The sequence below is a fragment of the Sphingomonas sp. PL-96 genome (genome assembly GCF_020707215.1).
GTDB lineage: Bacteria > Pseudomonadota > Alphaproteobacteria > Sphingomonadales > Sphingomonadaceae > Sphingomonas.
This window is the reverse complement of the sequence record NZ_JAJFET010000001.1, coordinates 601880-617374: the sequence shown is the minus strand read 5'-3', so window position 1 is coordinate 617374 and position 15495 is coordinate 601880. Positions and strand designations below refer to the sequence as shown.

Below are 15495 nucleotides of genomic sequence, written 5' to 3'. Positions count from 1 at the left end.
CGCGCTTTACGGGTGCCGGCGCGGGATGCCGTGGCGGGCGGCAAGTGCCTCGAGGATAGCGTCGCGGGTGTCGGCGAAGCGTAGGCCGTTGGCCTCCCCCGTCGCGAGCGCTGCGGGCGCATCGTCGGCGAGAATCAGCAGGGGAAGCGCTTGGTGCGCCTCCCCTACCAGCGCCACCACCCGCTCGCGCGGGCGGGCCCAGGCGACGTGCTCGACGTCCAGGCGCTCCCGCAGGCCCGGATAGGCCGCGAGCACGCCCTCGATCACAATGCAGTCGAAGCAGAAGTAGTGGGCGTCAGGATACGCCGGATCCGTGCTCGCCGGATCGATCAGGATCAGCAGGTCGCGTGCACCCTGCCCGCCCGCCTCACTCATTGTCGAAGCTGCCATAGCCTTCGCCGACATAGTCGCTGAAGCGCGTGATCGTCGGCTCGAACTTCATCGTGACCTTGCCGGTGGCGCCGTGACGCTGCTTGGCGATGATGAGCTCGGCAAGGCCATAGACGCGCTCCATGTCGACCGCCCATTTGGCGTGATCCTCGAACACGCGGGCGTCGTCGCCGTCACGCGGGCGCTTGGGCTCCTTGGCGGCGACGTAATAGTCCTCGCGGTACACGAACCACACCATGTCGGCGTCCTGCTCGATCGAGCCGGATTCGCGAAGGTCGGAGAGCTGCGGGCGCTTGTCTTCGCGCTGCTCCACGGCACGGCTGAGCTGCGAGAGTGCGATCACGGGTACGCCGATGTCCTTGGCGAGCGTCTTCAGGCCGCGGCTAATCTCCGAGATTTCGTTCACGCGGTTGTCGGAGCGACCGGTGCCCTGCAGCAGCTGGAGATAGTCGACCACCACCAGCCCGAGTTGGTCGTCCAGGCGGCGGTGGAGACGCCGCACGCGCGTGTGCAGGCCGCTGATCGAAAGACCGGCGGTGTCGTCGATGTAGAGCGGCAGCGATTCTAGGTCCGCGGCGGCGTCGGCGAGCTTCACGAACTCCGCCTTGCTGATCTTGCCCATGCGCAGCGCTTCGGAGCTGATGCCGGACTGTTCGGCGAGAACGCGGGTGGCGAGCTGGTCGGCCGACATTTCCAGGCTGAAGAAGGCGACCTTCGCGCCGACCGACTTGCCCTTTTCGACGCCCGCGCGCTGATCGTCCATGAAGCGGCGCGCGGCGTTGAAGGCGATGTTGGTGGCCAGCGACGTCTTGCCCATGCCGGGGCGGCCGGCGAGGATGATCAAGTCGGAATGGTGCAGACCACCGATCCGCGAGTTGATGCTGTCCAGGCCGGTGGTGACGCCCGAAAGGCCGCCGCCCGAATTGAGCGCGCGGTCAGCCATCGCCACGGCCATGGTCGTCGCCTGGGCGAAGCTCTTGACCGTGTTGGCGGTGGTGCCCTCCGCGGCGACGCGGAACAGCGCCTCTTCGGCCTGCTCGATCTGCTTGCGGGGATCGATCGTCTGGCTGGTGTCGAGCGCATTCTCCACCAGCGTAGTGCCGACCGTGATCAGCGCGCGCAGCTGGGCGAGGTCGTAGATCTGCTCGGCAAACTGCTTGGCACCCAGCAGGCCCGCGCCGCTGCCGGTCAGCTGGGCGAGATAGCCGGGGCCACCCAGCTCGCGCATGCCGGCGTCGTCCTCGAACAACGGGCGCAGCGTCACCGGGTTGGCCAGCATGTTCTGGCGGCGCACGTCGCGGATCTTTTCGAAGATGCGGGCGTGGACGGGTTCGAAGAAATGGTCCGGCTCGAGTCGCTCGACGATGTCGTCGGCCAGCCGGTTGTCGATCATCATGGCGCCCAGGAGCGCCGCTTCGGCCTCCACGTTCTGGGGGAGGCGCGCAGCCGGGGACGGAGCGGACGAGCCGCCGATATGTGCAAGTGTGGCCATGGCGTGCTTTTCCCAGACGCGGCCGCCAAGCTCAAGCGACACCGACGAAACATCTGTGGACAGAGGCGTTTCGCCGGCTTGGGCGTTGCCTTGCCACGCCAAACGGTTAAGCGCTGCCTTCACCATGGCCGATCCGCGGATCATCGACGTCTCGCTCGACGAGCGCACCATTCTCTGGCGCAACGCGGACGTCGAACAGGAACGGCGGATCGCGATCTATGACTTGCTGGAGGGCAATCGGTTCGCGCCCCAGCGGGTCCATGCCGACGGCTATGCCGGGCCGTACCGTGTGCGACTGCGGGTGGAGGACGGGCGGCTGGCGATCGACATCCGCCGCGCCGACGACAGCCCGCTCGAAACGCTGGTGCTGGGACTTGCCCGGTTCCGCCGGCCGATCCGGGACTATTTCGCGATCTGCGACAGCTATTACCAGGCGATCCGCCAGGCGACGCCGCAGCAGATCGAGACCATCGACATGGCGCGCCGGGGGCTCCACAACGAAGGCGCCGAGCTGCTGATCGAGCGGCTCCGCGGCAAGATCGAGATCGATTTCGATACGGCGCGCCGCCTCTTCACGCTCATCTGCGTGCTGCACATCAGGGGTTGAATTCAGGGAATGCGGGTTTTGAAGGCGGTGCTCGCCATCGCAGCGGCGTTGTGTCTCGCCGGTGCTGCGGGCTGGCATTATGCGACCGACTGGCGGCCCTCCACGGGGGAATATCCGGTACAAGGCATCGACGTGTCGGAGGAGACCGGGCCGATCGACTGGCTGACGGCGCGTGCCCGCGGCGTGGACTTCGCCTATGTCCGCGCGATCGGCGACGGCACCCGCCGCGACCGGCTGTTCCAGTCCAACTGGGCGGCGTTGGGGGAAGCGGGCATCCGCCGCGGCGTGATCCACCAGTTCTCGCTGTGCCGGCCGGCAGAGGCGCAGGCCGACGCGTTCGTCACCTTCGTGCCCCGCGCGATCGATGCGCTGCCCACGGTGCTGGAGCTGGACTTCGACCAGGGCTGTGCCCGGCAACCGGATCGCGCAGCGGTGTTGGGGTCGATCCGTGCGTTCCTGAAGGTCGTGGAGCACCACACCGGTTCGCCGATGCTGCTCAAGGTCTCCGAGCCGTTCGAAAAGGCCTATCAGGTGAGCGGCGCCATCGAGCGGCCGCTGTGGGCCGCCCAGGAGTTCTTCGCGCCCCTCTATCTGGCACGTCCGTGGCGGATGTGGCAGGCGAGCACCATCCGGCGGATCGACGGCGTCGACCGCCCCGTCCATTGGGATGTCGTAGCACCATGACCGATACCAAAGCCCTGATCGCGGCGGCACGCACCGCCGCCCGCAACGCCCACGCGCCCTACTCGCGCTTTGCCGTCGGCGCCGCCCTGCGCATGACCGACGGCAGCGTCATCACCGGCGCCAATTTCGAGAATGCGAGCTACGGCCTGTCGCTGTGCGCGGAGACGGTGGCCGTTGCGACCGCCAGCGCACAGGGGCGGCTGAGCGAGATCGCCGAGGTGGCGGTGATCGGCGGGATGATGGTCGACGGCGCCGCGACCGGGGACGTGCCGGTGCGGCCGTGCGGGCGGTGCCGCCAGGTGCTGAACGAAGCGGCGCAGATCGGGCGGCGGGACTTGAAGGTGTTCTGCGCGGGTGCCGAGGGCGATGCCGTCGAGGAGCATCGGCTGTCGGAACTGCTGCCGCATGCGTTCGGGCCGGCGGATCTGGGACTTTAGGGCTGTCGTTCGGCGCGTACCCCGGCGGAGGCCGGGGTCCAGGTGGGGTGATGTTGCCGTGTCGCACCTCACCGGCACCTTCCCAACTGGGCCCCGGCCTTCGCCGGGGCACGGGTTTGGGTGTTCAGCGATGCGCTGCGATCCGACGGGTTCCGGTCAGGGAGGCGGGAGCCTAGGGCCCAAAGCACCATCAGCCGGTGTTCTGCTTGGCCCTGGATCCCCGCCTCCGCGGGGATACGGGTAGCGAGAGCGTGGGCGTTACGCCGCGACCTCTGAGGCTTCCGTCGTCCACCCCAGGTGCGGCAGCGTGATCGATCTCCGGCCGGACAGGTCGGTGCGGCACACGAACAGTTCGCGGCTCTCGATATAGGCGACCAGCCGCTTCACCCGGCCCATCGAGCTGGTGCCATAGGTGCGCGCGATCTCCTCGTCGCTCGGGCAGGGTTCCCCCGCGCGGGCGGCGCGGGCGATCAGCAGGAACGGCCCGAGCATGTCGTCGGGCAGCGAGGCGGCGAGCTGGAGCGCGTCGCCCCACTCGGCTTCCGGCGACTCGAAGATGCCGGCGCGGGCGCACGACAGGCGGCGGGTGAAGGCCGGCAGGTCGAGCGGCGGGCGCGACAGCCCCGCCATGCGGCAACGCACGCCGAAGTCCTGGTAGAGCATCGCCGCCGGACGCTGATGCGCGTCGTCGTCCGAAAGGATCACGCGCAGTACGTCGGCGACGATCGTGTCGGTTTCTTCCTCCGAACGCTCGGGCAGCGCCGGGGTGGCGATCGGGCCGGACGGCCGTTCGATCGCGGCCATCACCGCTTCAGGCGGCGGTGCCGGGCGCGCGGGCATCGGCAGCGGCAGCATCTCCTCCACGGGAGCGAGCAGCAGGTCCTTGATGTCGGCGACTTGGCCCGAGGGAAGCGGCGTCAGCTTGGGGCTGCCGCTGCGCGCCGAGGTCTCGACCGCACCGATCCGCACCGCCACCGGCCGGCGCGTGACAGCCGGGCCGAGCGCCAGGAAGGTGCCGCGCTGAAGGTCGCGGATCTGCTCGGCCTGGCGGCGCTCCATGCCGAGCAGGTCGGCCGCGCGGGCCATGTCGATGTCGAGGAAGGTGCGGCCCATCAGGAAGTTCGACGCCTCAGCCGCAACGTTCTTGGCGAGCTTGGCCAGGCGTTGGGTCGCGATCACGCCGGCCAGGCCGCGCTTGCGCCCGCGGCACATTAGGTTGGTCATCGCCGACAGCGACGCACGGCGCACTTCCTCGGCGACTTCGCCGCCGGTGGTGGGCGCGAACAGCTGCGCCTCGTCCACCACGACCAGCGCGGGATACCAGTGTTCGCGCGGCGCATCGAACAGCGCCGAGAGGAAGGCGGCGGCGCAGCGCATCTGCCCTTCCGCCTCCAGCCCTTCCAGGCTGAGCACGACGGAGGCGCGATGCTCGCGGGCACGGGCGGCGAACTTCGCCACTTCCCGCTCGCTGTGGTCGACCGCATCGATGACGATGTGGCCATAGGCGGCGGACAGGGTGACGAAGTCCCCTTCCGGGTCGATCACCACCTGCTGGACGTGGCGCGCGCTGCGTTCGAGCAGGCGGCGCAGCAGGTGCGACTTGCCCGAGCCCGAATTGCCCTGAACTAGCAGGCGGGTGGCGAGAAGTTCTTCGAGATCAATCGGAACCGGCTTGCCGGCCGGATCGGTTCCCATGTCGACGGCAACGGTCATGCCGGCGCGTTTGGACGATGGCAGGGGGCTGCGGCAAGGGGGATGCGACGGTTTTCGCGGGTAGGTTCGCGACGGATCACATTCCCCCTCCCCCGTTTGTCTCGAGTAGGGATTGAGCTTGGCGAGAGCCCGTACCGAGAGAGCCACCGCAAACGGTCTCTGGACGCCGCCTCGACAAGCTCGACGACTACTCGAGACGAACGCGAATGGGGAACCCGTGCTTCGAAATAGGACGAAGGCGGGAGCGACTCAGGCGAACAGCTGCCCCACGAGCGCCCCCACCGAAGCGATCGCCCGGTCCGCCTTCTCCGGCGCCACCCCCGGCGCATCGAGGTAGCAGGCGATCAGGATCGGCTTGCGGTTCGGCGGCCAGGCGACGGCGATGTCGTTGGCCTGCCCCTTGCCGCTGGTGCCGGTCTTGTCGCCGACTCGCCAGCTCTTGGGCAGCCCCGCGCGCAGGCGCTTGTCGCCGGTGCGGCTGCCGACCATCCAGTCGGCCAGCTGCTTGCGCGACGCCGACTGGAGCACGTCGCCGGTCAGCAGCGCCGCCAGCAACGTCGTCATCGCCATCGGCGTGGTCGTGTCGCGCAGCTCGCCGGGCTTATAGTCGTTAAGTTCGGGCTCCACGCGGTCGAGGCGGCTGATCGAGTCGCCTGCCGAGCGCAGGAACCGCGTCAGCCCGGCGGGGCCGGCGAGCTGCGGCAGCAGGAGGTTGGCGGCGGCATTGTCGCTCCACTCGACGGACGCGGCGCAGAGTTCGGCGATGGTCATCTCCCCCCGCGACAGGTTCTTGCGCATTTCTGGGGCGTATTCGAGCAGGTCGCCTTGCGAAAAGCGGATGGCGCGCTGGAGATCGAGCTCGCCGCGATCCGCCTTTGCCAGGATCGCAGCGGCCAGCGGCACCTTGAAGGTCGAGCAGAAGGGATAGCGCGACAGCGGGTCGAGCCACAGCCGCCGTCCGGTGCCGGTGTCGACCACCGACACGCCCAGCCGCCCGCCCGTTTCCCCTGCGATCGCGGCCAACGGATCGGCCGGCGCGGCCAGGGCGCCGGAGCCCAGCGCCTCCAGCCAGGTCGGCAGCAGCACCGCGGCCGCACCGCCGGCGACGAACTCGCGCCGCCGCATCAGCGGCGCCTCGCGTCGGCCTGCTCACCGGGGATGCGCACCGTCAGGCCGTCAAGCGCATCGGTGAGCGCGATCTGGCAGGCGAGCCGGCTGGTGCGGGTGGCGCCGGGCGCAAAATCGAGCATGTCTTCTTCTTCTTCCGACGGCGGCGGCAGCAGGTCGGCGAATTCCGGCGCGACGATGACGTGGCAGGTCGAACAGGCCATCTGCCCGTCGCACGTACCCTCCAGCGGCTGGCCATAGGCCTGGGCGAGATCGAGCAGCCGGTCGCCGGCGGCGCCGCGCGCTTCCTCCACCACGCCGTCGGTGCCGATGAAGCGCACGATCATGCCGCCACCTTCTGCCCACGTGCCGCCGCGTCGATCCGGGTCATTGCGCTCACCAGTTCCTCCTCGTTCGTCATGCGGCCAAATCCGATGCGGATGCTCGAACGCGCCTCCGCGTCCGACAGGCCGATGGCTTTCAGCACATGGCTCGGCCGGCCGGAGCCGCTGGCACAGGCGGAGCCAGCGGAAAACGCGATGTCGCGCAGGTCGCTCATCAACCGCGCCACGTCGAGCCCGGCGCGCCGCAGGTTGAGGTTCCCGCGGTGGCGATGCTCGCTGGAGCCATTGACGATCCAGTCCGGTCCCAATGTCGCCAGGACGGTGTCGGCGAGCGCCGCGACATGCGCGGCATCGACCGCCATGCGCTCGGCGGCGAGCTTGGCGGCGGCGCCGAAGCCGGCGCACAGGGCCGGCGACAGCGTGCCGGAGCGGCCCGGCGCTTCCTGTCCGCCGCCGTGGAGCAGCGGCGCAAGCGCGACGCCGTCGCGCACCCATAGCGCACCGATGCCCTTGGGGCCGTGGATCTTGTGCGCGGAGATGGCGATGAGGTCGCACGCTTCCGGCACGGGCAATCGGCCATAGCCCTGCACCGCGTCGCACAGGAAGCGCGCGCCAGCGGCATGGGCAAGAGCGGCAAGCTCGGCGATCGGCTGGATGACGCCGATCTCGTTGTTGACCAGCATCGCCGCGACCAGCCCGGTGCCAGGCTGGATGACGCGGGCCGCCGCGTCCAGGTCGACGCGGCCGCCGCTGCCGACCGGCAGGATGGTGACGGGACGGCCTTTGCGCGCCTCGGCCGCGACGGTGTCGAGGACCGCGGCATGTTCGGTGGCAAGCGTGACGATCGGGCCGGTCGTGCCCTGGATCGCCCAGTTGAGCGCCTCCGTCGCGCCGGAGGTGTAAGCAACACGGCCACCCTGCGGCAGGAGTTTCGCCACCTGATCGCGTGCGACCTCCACCGCGGCGCGGGCGGCGCGGCCCTCACGATGCGGCGAGTGCGGATTGGCGTGCTGGCGCTCCAGCCACGGGAGCATCGCGGCCAACGCCTCGGATGCGAGCGGGGTCGTCGCCTGATAATCGAGGTAGCTCATGCGGCGCGGGCCCGTGCTTCGCGGGCGATGGCGGTCCAGGCGTCCGCGAAGCGGCGGACGTCCTCGCCTCGGGTGTTCCAGCCGAAGCTCACCCGCACCACTTCGCGCGCGGCCTGCGCATCCCAGCCCATCGCGCCCAGCACATGGCTGGGCTTGAGGCTGCCCGACGAGCAGGCGCTGCCAGCGGACACCGCGATGCCGCTGCCGTCGAAGCGGATCAGCTGCGCGGCCGACGCGACCCCCGGCATGCGATAGGCGGCGATGGTGGCGATGCGCGGGGTGGTGCCGGCGACCACCTTGCCGCCCTCGGCCAGCACCGCCGCATCGAGCATCGCGCGCCATTCGGCGGCGTGCTCCAGCCAGTCGCGGGGGGCTTCCAGCGCGGCGGCAAAGCCCAGCACGCCCGGCAGGTTTTCCGTCCCGCCGCGATACCCCTGTTCCTGGCCGCCGACCGGCTCCAGCACCGCAAAGTCGCGGACCAGCAGCGCGCCGATGCCCGGCGGCCCGCCAAGCTTGTGCGCCGATACCGCGATCAGGTCGGCGTCGGGCAGCGGGAGTTTGCCGGCGGATTGCGCGCAGTCGGCGAACAGCAGGTCGCCGCCGCCCCGGATCTCCTGAGCAAGCGCATCGAGCGGCTGGAGCACGCCCGTCTCCGAATTGGCGCCCTGGATCGCGAACAGCCGTGGTTCGCCCGTGGGAGCCGGCAGCGACACCTGTCCTGCCGCGTCGACCGCCAGCCGCTCCGCATCGCCGGCGGCGCGCAGCACCGCGTCATGCTCGGTCGGCGACACGGCGATGCGGACGCCCTTTGCCCGGCCGAGCGCCAGCGCGATCGCCTCGCTGGCGCCGCTGGTCAGGATCACCTCGTGTCGCCAGCCGAGCGTCGCGGCGATGCGTGCGCGGGCGTCCTCCAGCAGGCGGCGGGCGGCGCGCCCCTCGGCATGGGGCGAGGATGGATTGGCCCAGCGCGCCATGCCCTCGGCTGCCGCGGCAATCGCCTCGGGCCGCATCGGCGTTGTCGCGGCATGATCCAGATAGAGTCGTTCGGCCAAATATCGTTCCGATTGCGCAGGGAAGCTCCCCGCCTATATAGCGCCCAACTTGCTGCGCCCAACCGGCGTGCCCCATTCTGTCGGCAGGAAACCCATGCCCGAAGTCATCTTCCCCGGCCCTGAAGGGCGTCTCGAAGGCCGTTTCGCCCCCGCCCCGCGTCCGCGCGCACCCGTGGCGATGATCCTGCACCCGCACCCGTCCTCGGGCGGCACGATGAACAACCACATCGTGCAGGAGCTCTACAAGACCTTCCAGCGGCGCGGCTTTGCGACCCTGCGGTTCAACTTCCGCGGCGTCGGCAAGAGCCAGGGCACGTTCGACAACGGCATCGGCGAGCTGTCGGACGCCGCCTCGGCGCTCGACTGGGTGCAAAGCTTCCACCCGGAAGCGCAGACCACCTGGGTGGCAGGCTTCGGCTTCGGCGCCTGGATCGCGATGCAGCTGCTGATGCGCCGGCCGGAGATCCGCGGCTTCATCTCGATCGCGCCGCCGGCGAACATGTTCGACTTCACCTTCCTGGCGCCCTGCCCGTCTTCGGGCATCATCATCCAGGGCGAGGCGGACGAGGTGGTGACGCCGGCCGCGACCCAGAAGCTGGTCGACAAGCTGCGCACGCAAAAGCACATCACCATCCACCACGACGTCATCCCGGGCGCAAACCACTTCTTTGCCGACGAGATGCCGGAGCTGATGGGCAGCGTGGACCGCTATCTCGACATGCGCCTCGATCCGAACTCGCCGATCCGCTGATCTGGCAGCCCGGGGGCGCCGCGCGTTCCCGGGCTTCCAACACATGATTGCGGCGCCCGCGCGCGCGGTGTAGGCGCGCCTGCAATGCGCGCGACGTCCGATCCCATTTCGTCGTACCGCGCGTCGCGCCGGCCCCGCACGATCGCGCTGGTGCTCGCGGTCGGGATCAACCTGCTGATCCTGATCATGCTGCTGACGCTGGCGCCGCGCCTGCTGCCGCCGCCCCCGCCCGAGGCATCGCCGCCCGTCTTCGACATCACCCCCGATCCGCCGAAAAGCCAGGCCGCGGGCGATCCCGAGGTCCCCAAGCCCGGCGGCGGCGCGACCGCGCGCAGCCGCCCCAAGGATGCAGTGACCGCGCCGCCGCCCCCGCCGAGCGCGCCGCCGGCGCCGCAGCCCACGCCCAACATGCTGGTGCTGAGCCGCGAGGATTTCGCCGCCTCCGACATCGGCGCGATCCGATCGGCGCGCGGTGAGGAAGTGGCGGACAGCGGTGCTGCGAGCGACGGGGGCGATGGCGCCGACAGCGGCTCCGCCTATGGCCCCGGCGATGGGCCGGGCGGCGAACGGCTGTACCGCGCCGAATGGTATCGTCGCCCGACCGACCGCGAACTCGGCGCCTATATGCCGCCGCAGGGCGCGCCCGCGGGCGGCTGGGCAGAGATCGCCTGCCGAACGGTCGCCGACAACCGCGTCGAGGATTGCCGCGAGCTGGCCGACTATCCGCGCGGCTCCCGCCTGGCCGGCGCCATCCGCCAGGCCGCCTGGCAGTTCCGCGTGCGCCCGCCGCGGATCGGCGGCAAGCCGGTGGTCGGCGCCTGGGTCCGCATCCACATCGACTTCACGGAAAAGCCGACCCGCTGACCCGTCGCCCCATCCCCTTTCGCATCTATGCCGGCGCTATGCGAAAGGCCGGAATCGCTCTCGAATTGCTACGCCCTCGCCGATAGCTGGGCTGCCACAGCAAGGATTGTGGCATGACGGCATGGCATCGCACACGGCGCGCAGACCTGGGCCTGCGCGTTTTGGGGCTTTCATTATGCGGGCTCTCCGGGGCCGCCATCGCGCAGCTCTGCGCGATGCGGGTCGGGACCGGACCAAGCGCCGTGCTGCCCTATGCGCTGGCGGCACTGGGCTATCTCGGCGCAAGCGCGGGCAGCGCGCTTGCGCTCCTGGGCGGCAGATTGTTCGCGCCCGGCGCGGTGAGCGAGCGGTGGCGACGCCAGCCCGAACCTGAACCGTACGTGCTGCGTGCGGCCGTGCCTGCCGACCTGCGGCCGAGCCCGATCTGGCTGCAAGACCTCCGGCCTGACGCATATCGGATGCCGGTTGTGGTGGCAGCCATTGGCTAGTCTTGCTCCCCGACTCGCCGGAGCGGCATTGCTGGCCGCATCCGCCGGAACGACGCTCGCGCATCGTGCGGTGTACCAAGCCGCCCAGCATGGTCCATCCCAGGTCGCCGAAATCGGCCTCTCGTTGCTGAGCTTCGTCCTTGCCAGCGCGGGCGTGCTGCTCCTGATCCACGGTGGCCGCCTTTTCGAGCGAGCCGGCCCGACACCGTCGCAAATGCGACGAGGCGAGGCCGATGCTATGCGCCCACTACGCAGTTCCCGGAAATCGCCCTCGAACCCCTATGGCGCGGTTCGTAGATCCGTTCCTGCGAGCACCTCATCGCTCGATCGCAAGAGGCACCAAGACGAACATGTCGTCTGAACCCACACCGGAGCCCGACGAATGCGGGCACGTCATCTACGTCGGACAGGACGAAGCCGGACACTGGCTGGTCCAGGACAGCGGCAAGAAGCTGGAGGGCCGCTTCGTATCGCGGACCGCGGCGTTCCATTTCGCCGAGGCGGAGCGCCAGATCTATCACGCCCGGCTGGAAGTGGCGGCAGCACCGCTGGTTCCGCTGGTGTCCTTCACACCGGTCGCCCCCCTTCACGTGCTGAGCAGCGCCGCATGAGCAGGAGCGCCCAACGCATCGCCCCTCCGCGACCGGCCAGACGCCAGCCGTTGGAGGTTCCTGTCGTCACCGGTAGCCGCGCGGCCAGGAGCGACCCGCGCTGGCCCGCCATTGCCGCGGCGCTGGAGGTGTTGCGGATGCAGCGCCGCCATTCGGTTCGGATCGTGGATGCCGACTGCGGCTGCGGCACGCTGTTGATCGAGGCGGTCCGCCATGCGCGGCGAATCGGCTTTACCGCCATCGAAGGCCGCGGCATCGGCAATTCGCCGTCCCTGGTCGGCCGCGCGCAAGCGGCCGCGGCGCGGCTGCGCGATCCCGCGATCGGCCTCGTCTTCGCACGCGAGGATCTTCTTCAAGCGCTGGCGGAGGAAGCGGAGTGTCCAGCCGACATTCTCCTGTGGCACGGCGGTCGAGGTGCGGATGGCCTGCCCGGCGTTGCTGAGGCGCGTGCCGCAGCCGCAGAGATGCTGATCGGCGACCTGGCCGCATCGGCAGGCGGGAATGCCGCGGCATGACTGCACGCGACCTGCGCTGGAAGGCGGCGGGCTTCGCCCTCACCGCCACCGCCTGCGGCACCGGGCTGGTGCTGGACGATGCACGGCTGTCGATCCTGCTGCTTCCGCTGGCGCTGTCTGGCCTGCCGCTGATGATCCATGGCAAGCGGGTGGCGCAGCGGCTTCGCGCCGAACGGCGGGGCCACCCATACAGTGCCGAAGCGGTCCATGCGGCCCGCCTTCGCCGGCGGGCGCGGCCCGCAGCCGAGGCCGTCCCGCCAATTCGGTGAGGCACCCTCGCCCAACCGGCGCCAGACGCGCGAAGCGCGTTTTGGTTCCAGATTTGTTAACGATACCGGGATATACTTGGATCCGCGAAGCACCGGGGGGTGCTCAGGTTGCGAGCCTAGGGTGATGGACGGACGTTCCGGCTTCGGAGGCGCGTTGCCTCGGTGGTCTTTGACGGGTTGGCTGGTCGAGCCGGGCGGGGACATCCCCGACAGCATGCGCCGGACGCTGCTGCACAGCCTCTATGCGAGCCTGCCGATCTTTGCCGGGGGCGTGCTGAACACGATCGCAGTGTCCGCGCTGATCGCGATGCGGATGCAATCCACTGCCGCCTATTTGTGGGTCGCGCTCGAACTCCTGCTCGCCGCGGTGCGGCTCCCCGCGCTTCTTGTCGGGCGCAAGGCCGTCGCAGAGGGGCGACGCGGACCTACCGATCTCTACATCTCGCTCGCCGTGCTTTGGGCCGCGTCGGTGGGCTATGGGACGTTTATCTGCGTGGCGAGCGGCGACTGGATCGCCGCCACCCTCGCCTGCCTCTCTGCGGCGGCGATGGTGGGCGGGATCTGCTTTCGCAACTTCGGCGCGCCGCGGCTCGTCGCCGTGATGATCGCGCTGAGCCTGGGCCCGTGCGCAGTGGCGGCCGCGCTGTCGGGACAGCCGGTGCTGTTGCTGGTGATGTTCCAGATCCCCTTCTACCTCATCAGCATGAGTGCGGCGGCCTTCCAGCTCAACCGGCTGCTCGTCCGCACGATGCGCGCGGAGATGATCAACGACCATCATGCGCGGCACGATCCGCTGACCGGCCTGCTGAACCGCAACGGCCTGGCGCGCTGGGCTCAGGACCGGGTCGGGCGGAGCCATGCGCAGCTGGCGGTCTTCTACCTCGATCTCGACTGGTTCAAGAACATCAACGACACGCTGGGCCACAAGGCCGGCGACGCCGTGCTCGTGTCGGTCGCGGAGCGCCTTCGGGAGATCGCCGGGCAGACTGCGGAGGTCGCGCGCCTGGGCGGGGACGAGTTCGTCCTGGTCGCGCGAGACATCGGTCGCGACGATGCCGAGCAGCTGAAGGAGCAAATCTGCACCGCGATCGGTGCGCGCGGCTACTTCGTCGCGGGGCAGAGGGTGCATGTCGGCGCCAGCGTCGGCGTGGCGCTGTCGCCTGAACAGGGTGCCGACCTGCCCGCCTTGCTGGAAGTGGCGGACCTGGCACTCCAGCAGGCGAAGTCGCGCGGCCGCTTGGTACCGGCGCGCGCCCGCGAGGATACTCCCGCCAGCTTTCGGGAAACCGGCAGGACGCCGGCAGACCGGCACATGAACTAGTCGCCGGCGCGCCGCACCGCACGTGCGACCGCGAGCCGCACCCATAGCGGGATCGTGATCAGCATCGGCTGCGCAAGGGGCGCCGCGACAAAGCTCATGACCAGCGCCAGGGCAGCGCCGAGCGTCACGCCCCAGCCCCGCGCGCGCACCATCGCCAGGTGGCGCGCATCGGTATCGCCACTGGTATAGGGCGCGCGCGTCACGGTGCGGATGAGGTACAGGTTGAGCAGACCCGTCGTCATCAGCAGCAAATTGTAGAGCGCCGTCGGAACCACGGCGCCATAGTTCTCGCTCATGTATGCGGTGGCGAACGGCATCAGCACGATGGCGCACAGCATCATCAGGTTCGGCAGCACGATGCCCGGCGCATAGTGGCTCGCCAGCCCGAAGGCGCGGTGGTGGCCTGCCCAGAAGGCGCCGATCACGGCAAAGCTGACGAAGAATCCGGTGAAGTTCGGAAGCAGGTCGGCCAGCGCCTGCAGATGTGCGGTCGCATCGGCGCCGTGCGGCAGGTGCGGGACCTTCACCTCGATAATCAGCAGTGTGATCGCGATGGCGAACACCGCATCCGAAAAGAACATCAGCCGCTCGAGCAACGCGGGTGGCCCGGCATGCGCAGCGGCCTGCGCCGCGGGTAGGTGGTTCGAGTCCGCCGACATCCTGTCCCCCTTGTGTCGCTCCGCCGAGGCGGAGCCGGTCTGCGGATACTGCTCAGGCACGCGGGGGGCTTCAAGACGGATGTCGGAGAGTCGCAGCGCTATCCCTTGCCCGCCAGCACTTCGGCATAGCGATCCGGATCGACGTTGCCGCCCGACAGCAGCACCAGCATGCCGGCAGACGCCGCAACCTTGCCCGCCAGCAGTGCGGCAAGCGCCACGGCCCCGCCCGGCTCCACCACCAGGCGCAGGTGACGCGCCGTCCAGCGCTGCGCGTCGCGGACTTCGGCCTCGCTGACCGCAACCCCGGTCGCGCCGCGGCGCGCGAGCACGTCGAAGGTGAGCGGCGACACGCGCTGGGTCTGGAGCGCGTCGCAGGCGGTGTCCGGCGCACCGGGCGCGACCGGCTCGATCCGGCCCGCTGCCAGGGAGGCGCGCATGTCGTCCCACCCCTCCGGCTCGGCTACCGTGACCCGGACGTCGGGAAGCGCCAGGGTGAGGCCCGCGGCAAGGCCGCCGCCCCCGCAAGGCGTGACCAGATGACGTACGGAGCCAAGACCCTGTGCCTCCATCTGGCGGGCGGCCTCAATGCCGGCACTTCCCTGGCCTTCGATGATCCAGGGGTCGTCGAAGCTGGGAACCAGCGTCGCGCCGCGGGCGGCGGCGAGTTCGGTCGCGATCCGCTCGCGACTCTCGGTCCGACGGTCGTAGCGCACGATCTCCGCGCCCAGCGCCAGAGTCGCCTCGCGCTTCACCGCCGGCGCGTCCGCCGGCATCACGATCGTGGCGGGGATCCGCAGGCGGCGCGCCGCCCAGGCGACTCCCTGGGCATGGTTGCCCGAAGAGAATGCCACGACCCCACGCGCGCGCGCAGTTGCGTCCAGGGCGGTCAGCCGGTGCCAGGCACCGCGGATCTTGAACGCACCAACCGGCTGGAGCGATTCGGCTTTGAAGCCAATCACTTGCCGTTGGACTTCGGCAAAAAGCAGCGGCGTGGGCGGCAGGACCTGCGCGATCTTTGCCGCTGCGTCGCGCACGCCTGCCCGCGTCGGTTGTCGCACAACAGTCACATTTCGTCTCCGCAACGGGGGTGATGCGAGTCA

At 69.8% G+C, this 15495-nt stretch carries 19 protein-coding genes; 10 read left to right on the top strand and 9 right to left on the bottom strand.

Annotated elements, in window-relative coordinates:
* Positions 1–6: 6 nt before the first annotated feature.
* Positions 7–375 carry a DUF3088 family protein gene (locus tag LK533_RS02955; protein WP_229361269.1) on the bottom strand — a complete coding sequence of 123 codons (369 nt, stop codon included), beginning with the start codon at positions 373–375 and terminating at the stop codon, positions 7–9.
* Complete coding sequence (locus tag LK533_RS02950; RefSeq protein WP_229361268.1) at positions 368–1882, bottom strand: replicative DNA helicase; 1515 nt, start codon at positions 1880–1882, stop codon at positions 368–370. Before LK533_RS02950 ends, LK533_RS02955 begins: the two co-directional genes overlap by 8 nt.
* A gap of 124 nt (positions 1883–2006) precedes the next feature.
* Here LK533_RS02950 and LK533_RS02945 point away from each other — a divergent pair, with 124 nt between their 5' ends.
* From LK533_RS02945 to LK533_RS02935, 3 genes are read left to right on the top strand one after another with little or no spacing between them, the layout of a single operon-like run.
* Complete coding sequence (locus LK533_RS02945) at positions 2007–2489, top strand: UPF0262 family protein (RefSeq protein WP_229361267.1); 483 nt, start codon at positions 2007–2009, stop codon at positions 2487–2489.
* A 9-nt stretch (positions 2490–2498) separates the two neighbouring features.
* On the top strand, positions 2499–3173 hold the full coding sequence (locus tag LK533_RS02940; RefSeq protein ID WP_229361266.1) for a glycoside hydrolase family 25 protein: 675 nt from the start codon (positions 2499–2501) through the stop codon (positions 3171–3173).
* Positions 3170–3610, top strand: coding sequence for a cytidine deaminase (locus tag LK533_RS02935; protein WP_229361265.1), 441 nt, complete (start codon positions 3170–3172; stop codon positions 3608–3610). The genes LK533_RS02940 and LK533_RS02935 overlap by 4 nt, the downstream gene beginning before the upstream one ends.
* A gap of 258 nt (positions 3611–3868) precedes the next feature.
* Here LK533_RS02935 and LK533_RS02930 read toward each other — a convergent pair whose 3' ends face one another.
* The 5 genes from LK533_RS02930 to LK533_RS02910 form a co-directional block, all read right to left on the bottom strand.
* Complete coding sequence (locus LK533_RS02930; RefSeq protein ID WP_229361264.1) at positions 3869–5323, bottom strand: ATP-binding protein; 1455 nt, start codon at positions 5321–5323, stop codon at positions 3869–3871.
* 249 nt (positions 5324–5572) lie between these two features.
* Positions 5573–6448 carry a class A beta-lactamase gene (gene bla / locus LK533_RS02925; RefSeq protein ID WP_229361263.1) on the bottom strand — a complete coding sequence of 292 codons (876 nt, stop codon included), beginning with the start codon at positions 6446–6448 and terminating at the stop codon, positions 5573–5575.
* Positions 6448–6777: a 2Fe-2S iron-sulfur cluster-binding protein gene (locus LK533_RS02920; protein WP_229361262.1), complete on the bottom strand. Its 330-nt coding sequence runs from the start codon at positions 6775–6777 to the stop codon at positions 6448–6450. The genes bla and LK533_RS02920 overlap by 1 nt, the downstream gene beginning before the upstream one ends.
* On the bottom strand, positions 6774–7865 hold the full coding sequence (locus tag LK533_RS02915) for a cysteine desulfurase family protein (RefSeq protein ID WP_229361261.1): 1092 nt from the start codon (positions 7863–7865) through the stop codon (positions 6774–6776). Before LK533_RS02915 ends, LK533_RS02920 begins: the two co-directional genes overlap by 4 nt.
* Positions 7862–8917, bottom strand: coding sequence for a cysteine desulfurase family protein (locus tag LK533_RS02910; protein WP_267495033.1), 1056 nt, complete (start codon positions 8915–8917; stop codon positions 7862–7864). Before LK533_RS02910 ends, LK533_RS02915 begins: the two co-directional genes overlap by 4 nt.
* 94 nt (positions 8918–9011) lie before the next feature.
* On the opposite strand from LK533_RS02910, the gene LK533_RS02905 reads away from it, so the two are divergent.
* The 7 genes from LK533_RS02905 (at position 9012) to LK533_RS02875 (ending at position 13736) form a co-directional block, all read left to right on the top strand.
* Positions 9012–9668, top strand: coding sequence for an alpha/beta hydrolase (locus LK533_RS02905; protein WP_229361260.1), 657 nt, complete (start codon positions 9012–9014; stop codon positions 9666–9668).
* A gap of 84 nt (positions 9669–9752) precedes the next feature.
* Complete coding sequence (locus LK533_RS02900) at positions 9753–10532, top strand: hypothetical protein (RefSeq protein WP_229361259.1); 780 nt, start codon at positions 9753–9755, stop codon at positions 10530–10532.
* Positions 10533–10645: 113 nt separating this feature from the next.
* Entirely contained in the window at positions 10646–11020 is a 375-nt protein-coding gene (locus tag LK533_RS02895) for a hypothetical protein (RefSeq protein ID WP_229361258.1), read from the top strand.
* A gap of 350 nt (positions 11021–11370) precedes the next feature.
* On the top strand, positions 11371–11631 hold the full coding sequence (locus tag LK533_RS02890) for a hypothetical protein (RefSeq protein WP_229361257.1): 261 nt from the start codon (positions 11371–11373) through the stop codon (positions 11629–11631).
* The gene (locus LK533_RS02885; RefSeq protein WP_229361256.1) at positions 11628–12146 is read left to right on the top strand and encodes an SAM-dependent methyltransferase; all 519 of its coding nucleotides are present in this window, start codon (positions 11628–11630) and stop codon (positions 12144–12146) included. The genes LK533_RS02890 and LK533_RS02885 overlap by 4 nt, the downstream gene beginning before the upstream one ends.
* Positions 12143–12415, top strand: coding sequence for a hypothetical protein (locus tag LK533_RS02880; protein ID WP_229361255.1), 273 nt, complete (start codon positions 12143–12145; stop codon positions 12413–12415). Before LK533_RS02885 ends, LK533_RS02880 begins: the two co-directional genes overlap by 4 nt.
* 169 nt (positions 12416–12584) lie before the next feature.
* Entirely contained in the window at positions 12585–13736 is a 1152-nt protein-coding gene (locus LK533_RS02875) for a sensor domain-containing diguanylate cyclase (RefSeq protein ID WP_229361254.1), read from the top strand.
* Here LK533_RS02875 and LK533_RS02870 read toward each other — a convergent pair.
* The gene (locus tag LK533_RS02870; protein ID WP_229361253.1) at positions 13733–14395 is read right to left on the bottom strand and encodes a TMEM175 family protein; all 663 of its coding nucleotides are present in this window, start codon (positions 14393–14395) and stop codon (positions 13733–13735) included. The two genes, LK533_RS02875 and LK533_RS02870, sit on opposite strands and share 4 nt — an antisense overlap.
* Before the next feature lie 98 nt (positions 14396–14493).
* Positions 14494–15462 carry a threonine ammonia-lyase gene (locus LK533_RS02865; RefSeq protein ID WP_229361252.1) on the bottom strand — a complete coding sequence of 323 codons (969 nt, stop codon included), beginning with the start codon at positions 15460–15462 and terminating at the stop codon, positions 14494–14496.
* Positions 15463–15495 lie beyond the last annotated feature (33 nt).

What these genes read in the sequence shown, in the direction of transcription:
- LK533_RS02935 (WP_229361265.1), top strand. Translation starts at nt 3,170, where the DNA reads ATGACCGATACCAAAGCCCTGATCGCGGCGGCACGCACCGCCGCCCGC.
- LK533_RS02895 (WP_229361258.1), top strand. Translation starts at nt 10,646, where the DNA reads ATGACGGCATGGCATCGCACACGGCGCGCAGACCTGGGCCTGCGCGTT.
- LK533_RS02945 (WP_229361267.1), top strand. Translation starts at nt 2,007, where the DNA reads ATGGCCGATCCGCGGATCATCGACGTCTCGCTCGACGAGCGCACCATT.
- LK533_RS02915 (WP_229361261.1), bottom strand. Translation starts at nt 7,865, where the DNA reads ATGAGCTACCTCGATTATCAGGCGACGACCCCGCTCGCATCCGAGGCG.
- LK533_RS02930 (WP_229361264.1), bottom strand. Translation starts at nt 5,323, where the DNA reads ATGACCGTTGCCGTCGACATGGGAACCGATCCGGCCGGCAAGCCGGTT.
- LK533_RS02905 (WP_229361260.1), top strand. Translation starts at nt 9,012, where the DNA reads ATGCCCGAAGTCATCTTCCCCGGCCCTGAAGGGCGTCTCGAAGGCCGT.
- LK533_RS02940 (WP_229361266.1), top strand. Translation starts at nt 2,499, where the DNA reads ATGCGGGTTTTGAAGGCGGTGCTCGCCATCGCAGCGGCGTTGTGTCTC.
- LK533_RS02870 (WP_229361253.1), bottom strand. Translation starts at nt 14,395, where the DNA reads ATGTCGGCGGACTCGAACCACCTACCCGCGGCGCAGGCCGCTGCGCAT.
- LK533_RS02955 (WP_229361269.1), bottom strand. Translation starts at nt 375, where the DNA reads ATGAGTGAGGCGGGCGGGCAGGGTGCACGCGACCTGCTGATCCTGATC.
- LK533_RS02900 (WP_229361259.1), top strand. Translation starts at nt 9,753, where the DNA reads ATGCGCGCGACGTCCGATCCCATTTCGTCGTACCGCGCGTCGCGCCGG.
- bla (WP_229361263.1), bottom strand. Translation starts at nt 6,448, where the DNA reads ATGCGGCGGCGCGAGTTCGTCGCCGGCGGTGCGGCCGCGGTGCTGCTG.
- LK533_RS02920 (WP_229361262.1), bottom strand. Translation starts at nt 6,777, where the DNA reads ATGATCGTGCGCTTCATCGGCACCGACGGCGTGGTGGAGGAAGCGCGC.
- LK533_RS02885 (WP_229361256.1), top strand. Translation starts at nt 11,628, where the DNA reads ATGAGCAGGAGCGCCCAACGCATCGCCCCTCCGCGACCGGCCAGACGC.
- LK533_RS02950 (WP_229361268.1), bottom strand. Translation starts at nt 1,882, where the DNA reads ATGGCCACACTTGCACATATCGGCGGCTCGTCCGCTCCGTCCCCGGCT.
- LK533_RS02880 (WP_229361255.1), top strand. Translation starts at nt 12,143, where the DNA reads ATGACTGCACGCGACCTGCGCTGGAAGGCGGCGGGCTTCGCCCTCACC.
- LK533_RS02890 (WP_229361257.1), top strand. Translation starts at nt 11,371, where the DNA reads ATGTCGTCTGAACCCACACCGGAGCCCGACGAATGCGGGCACGTCATC.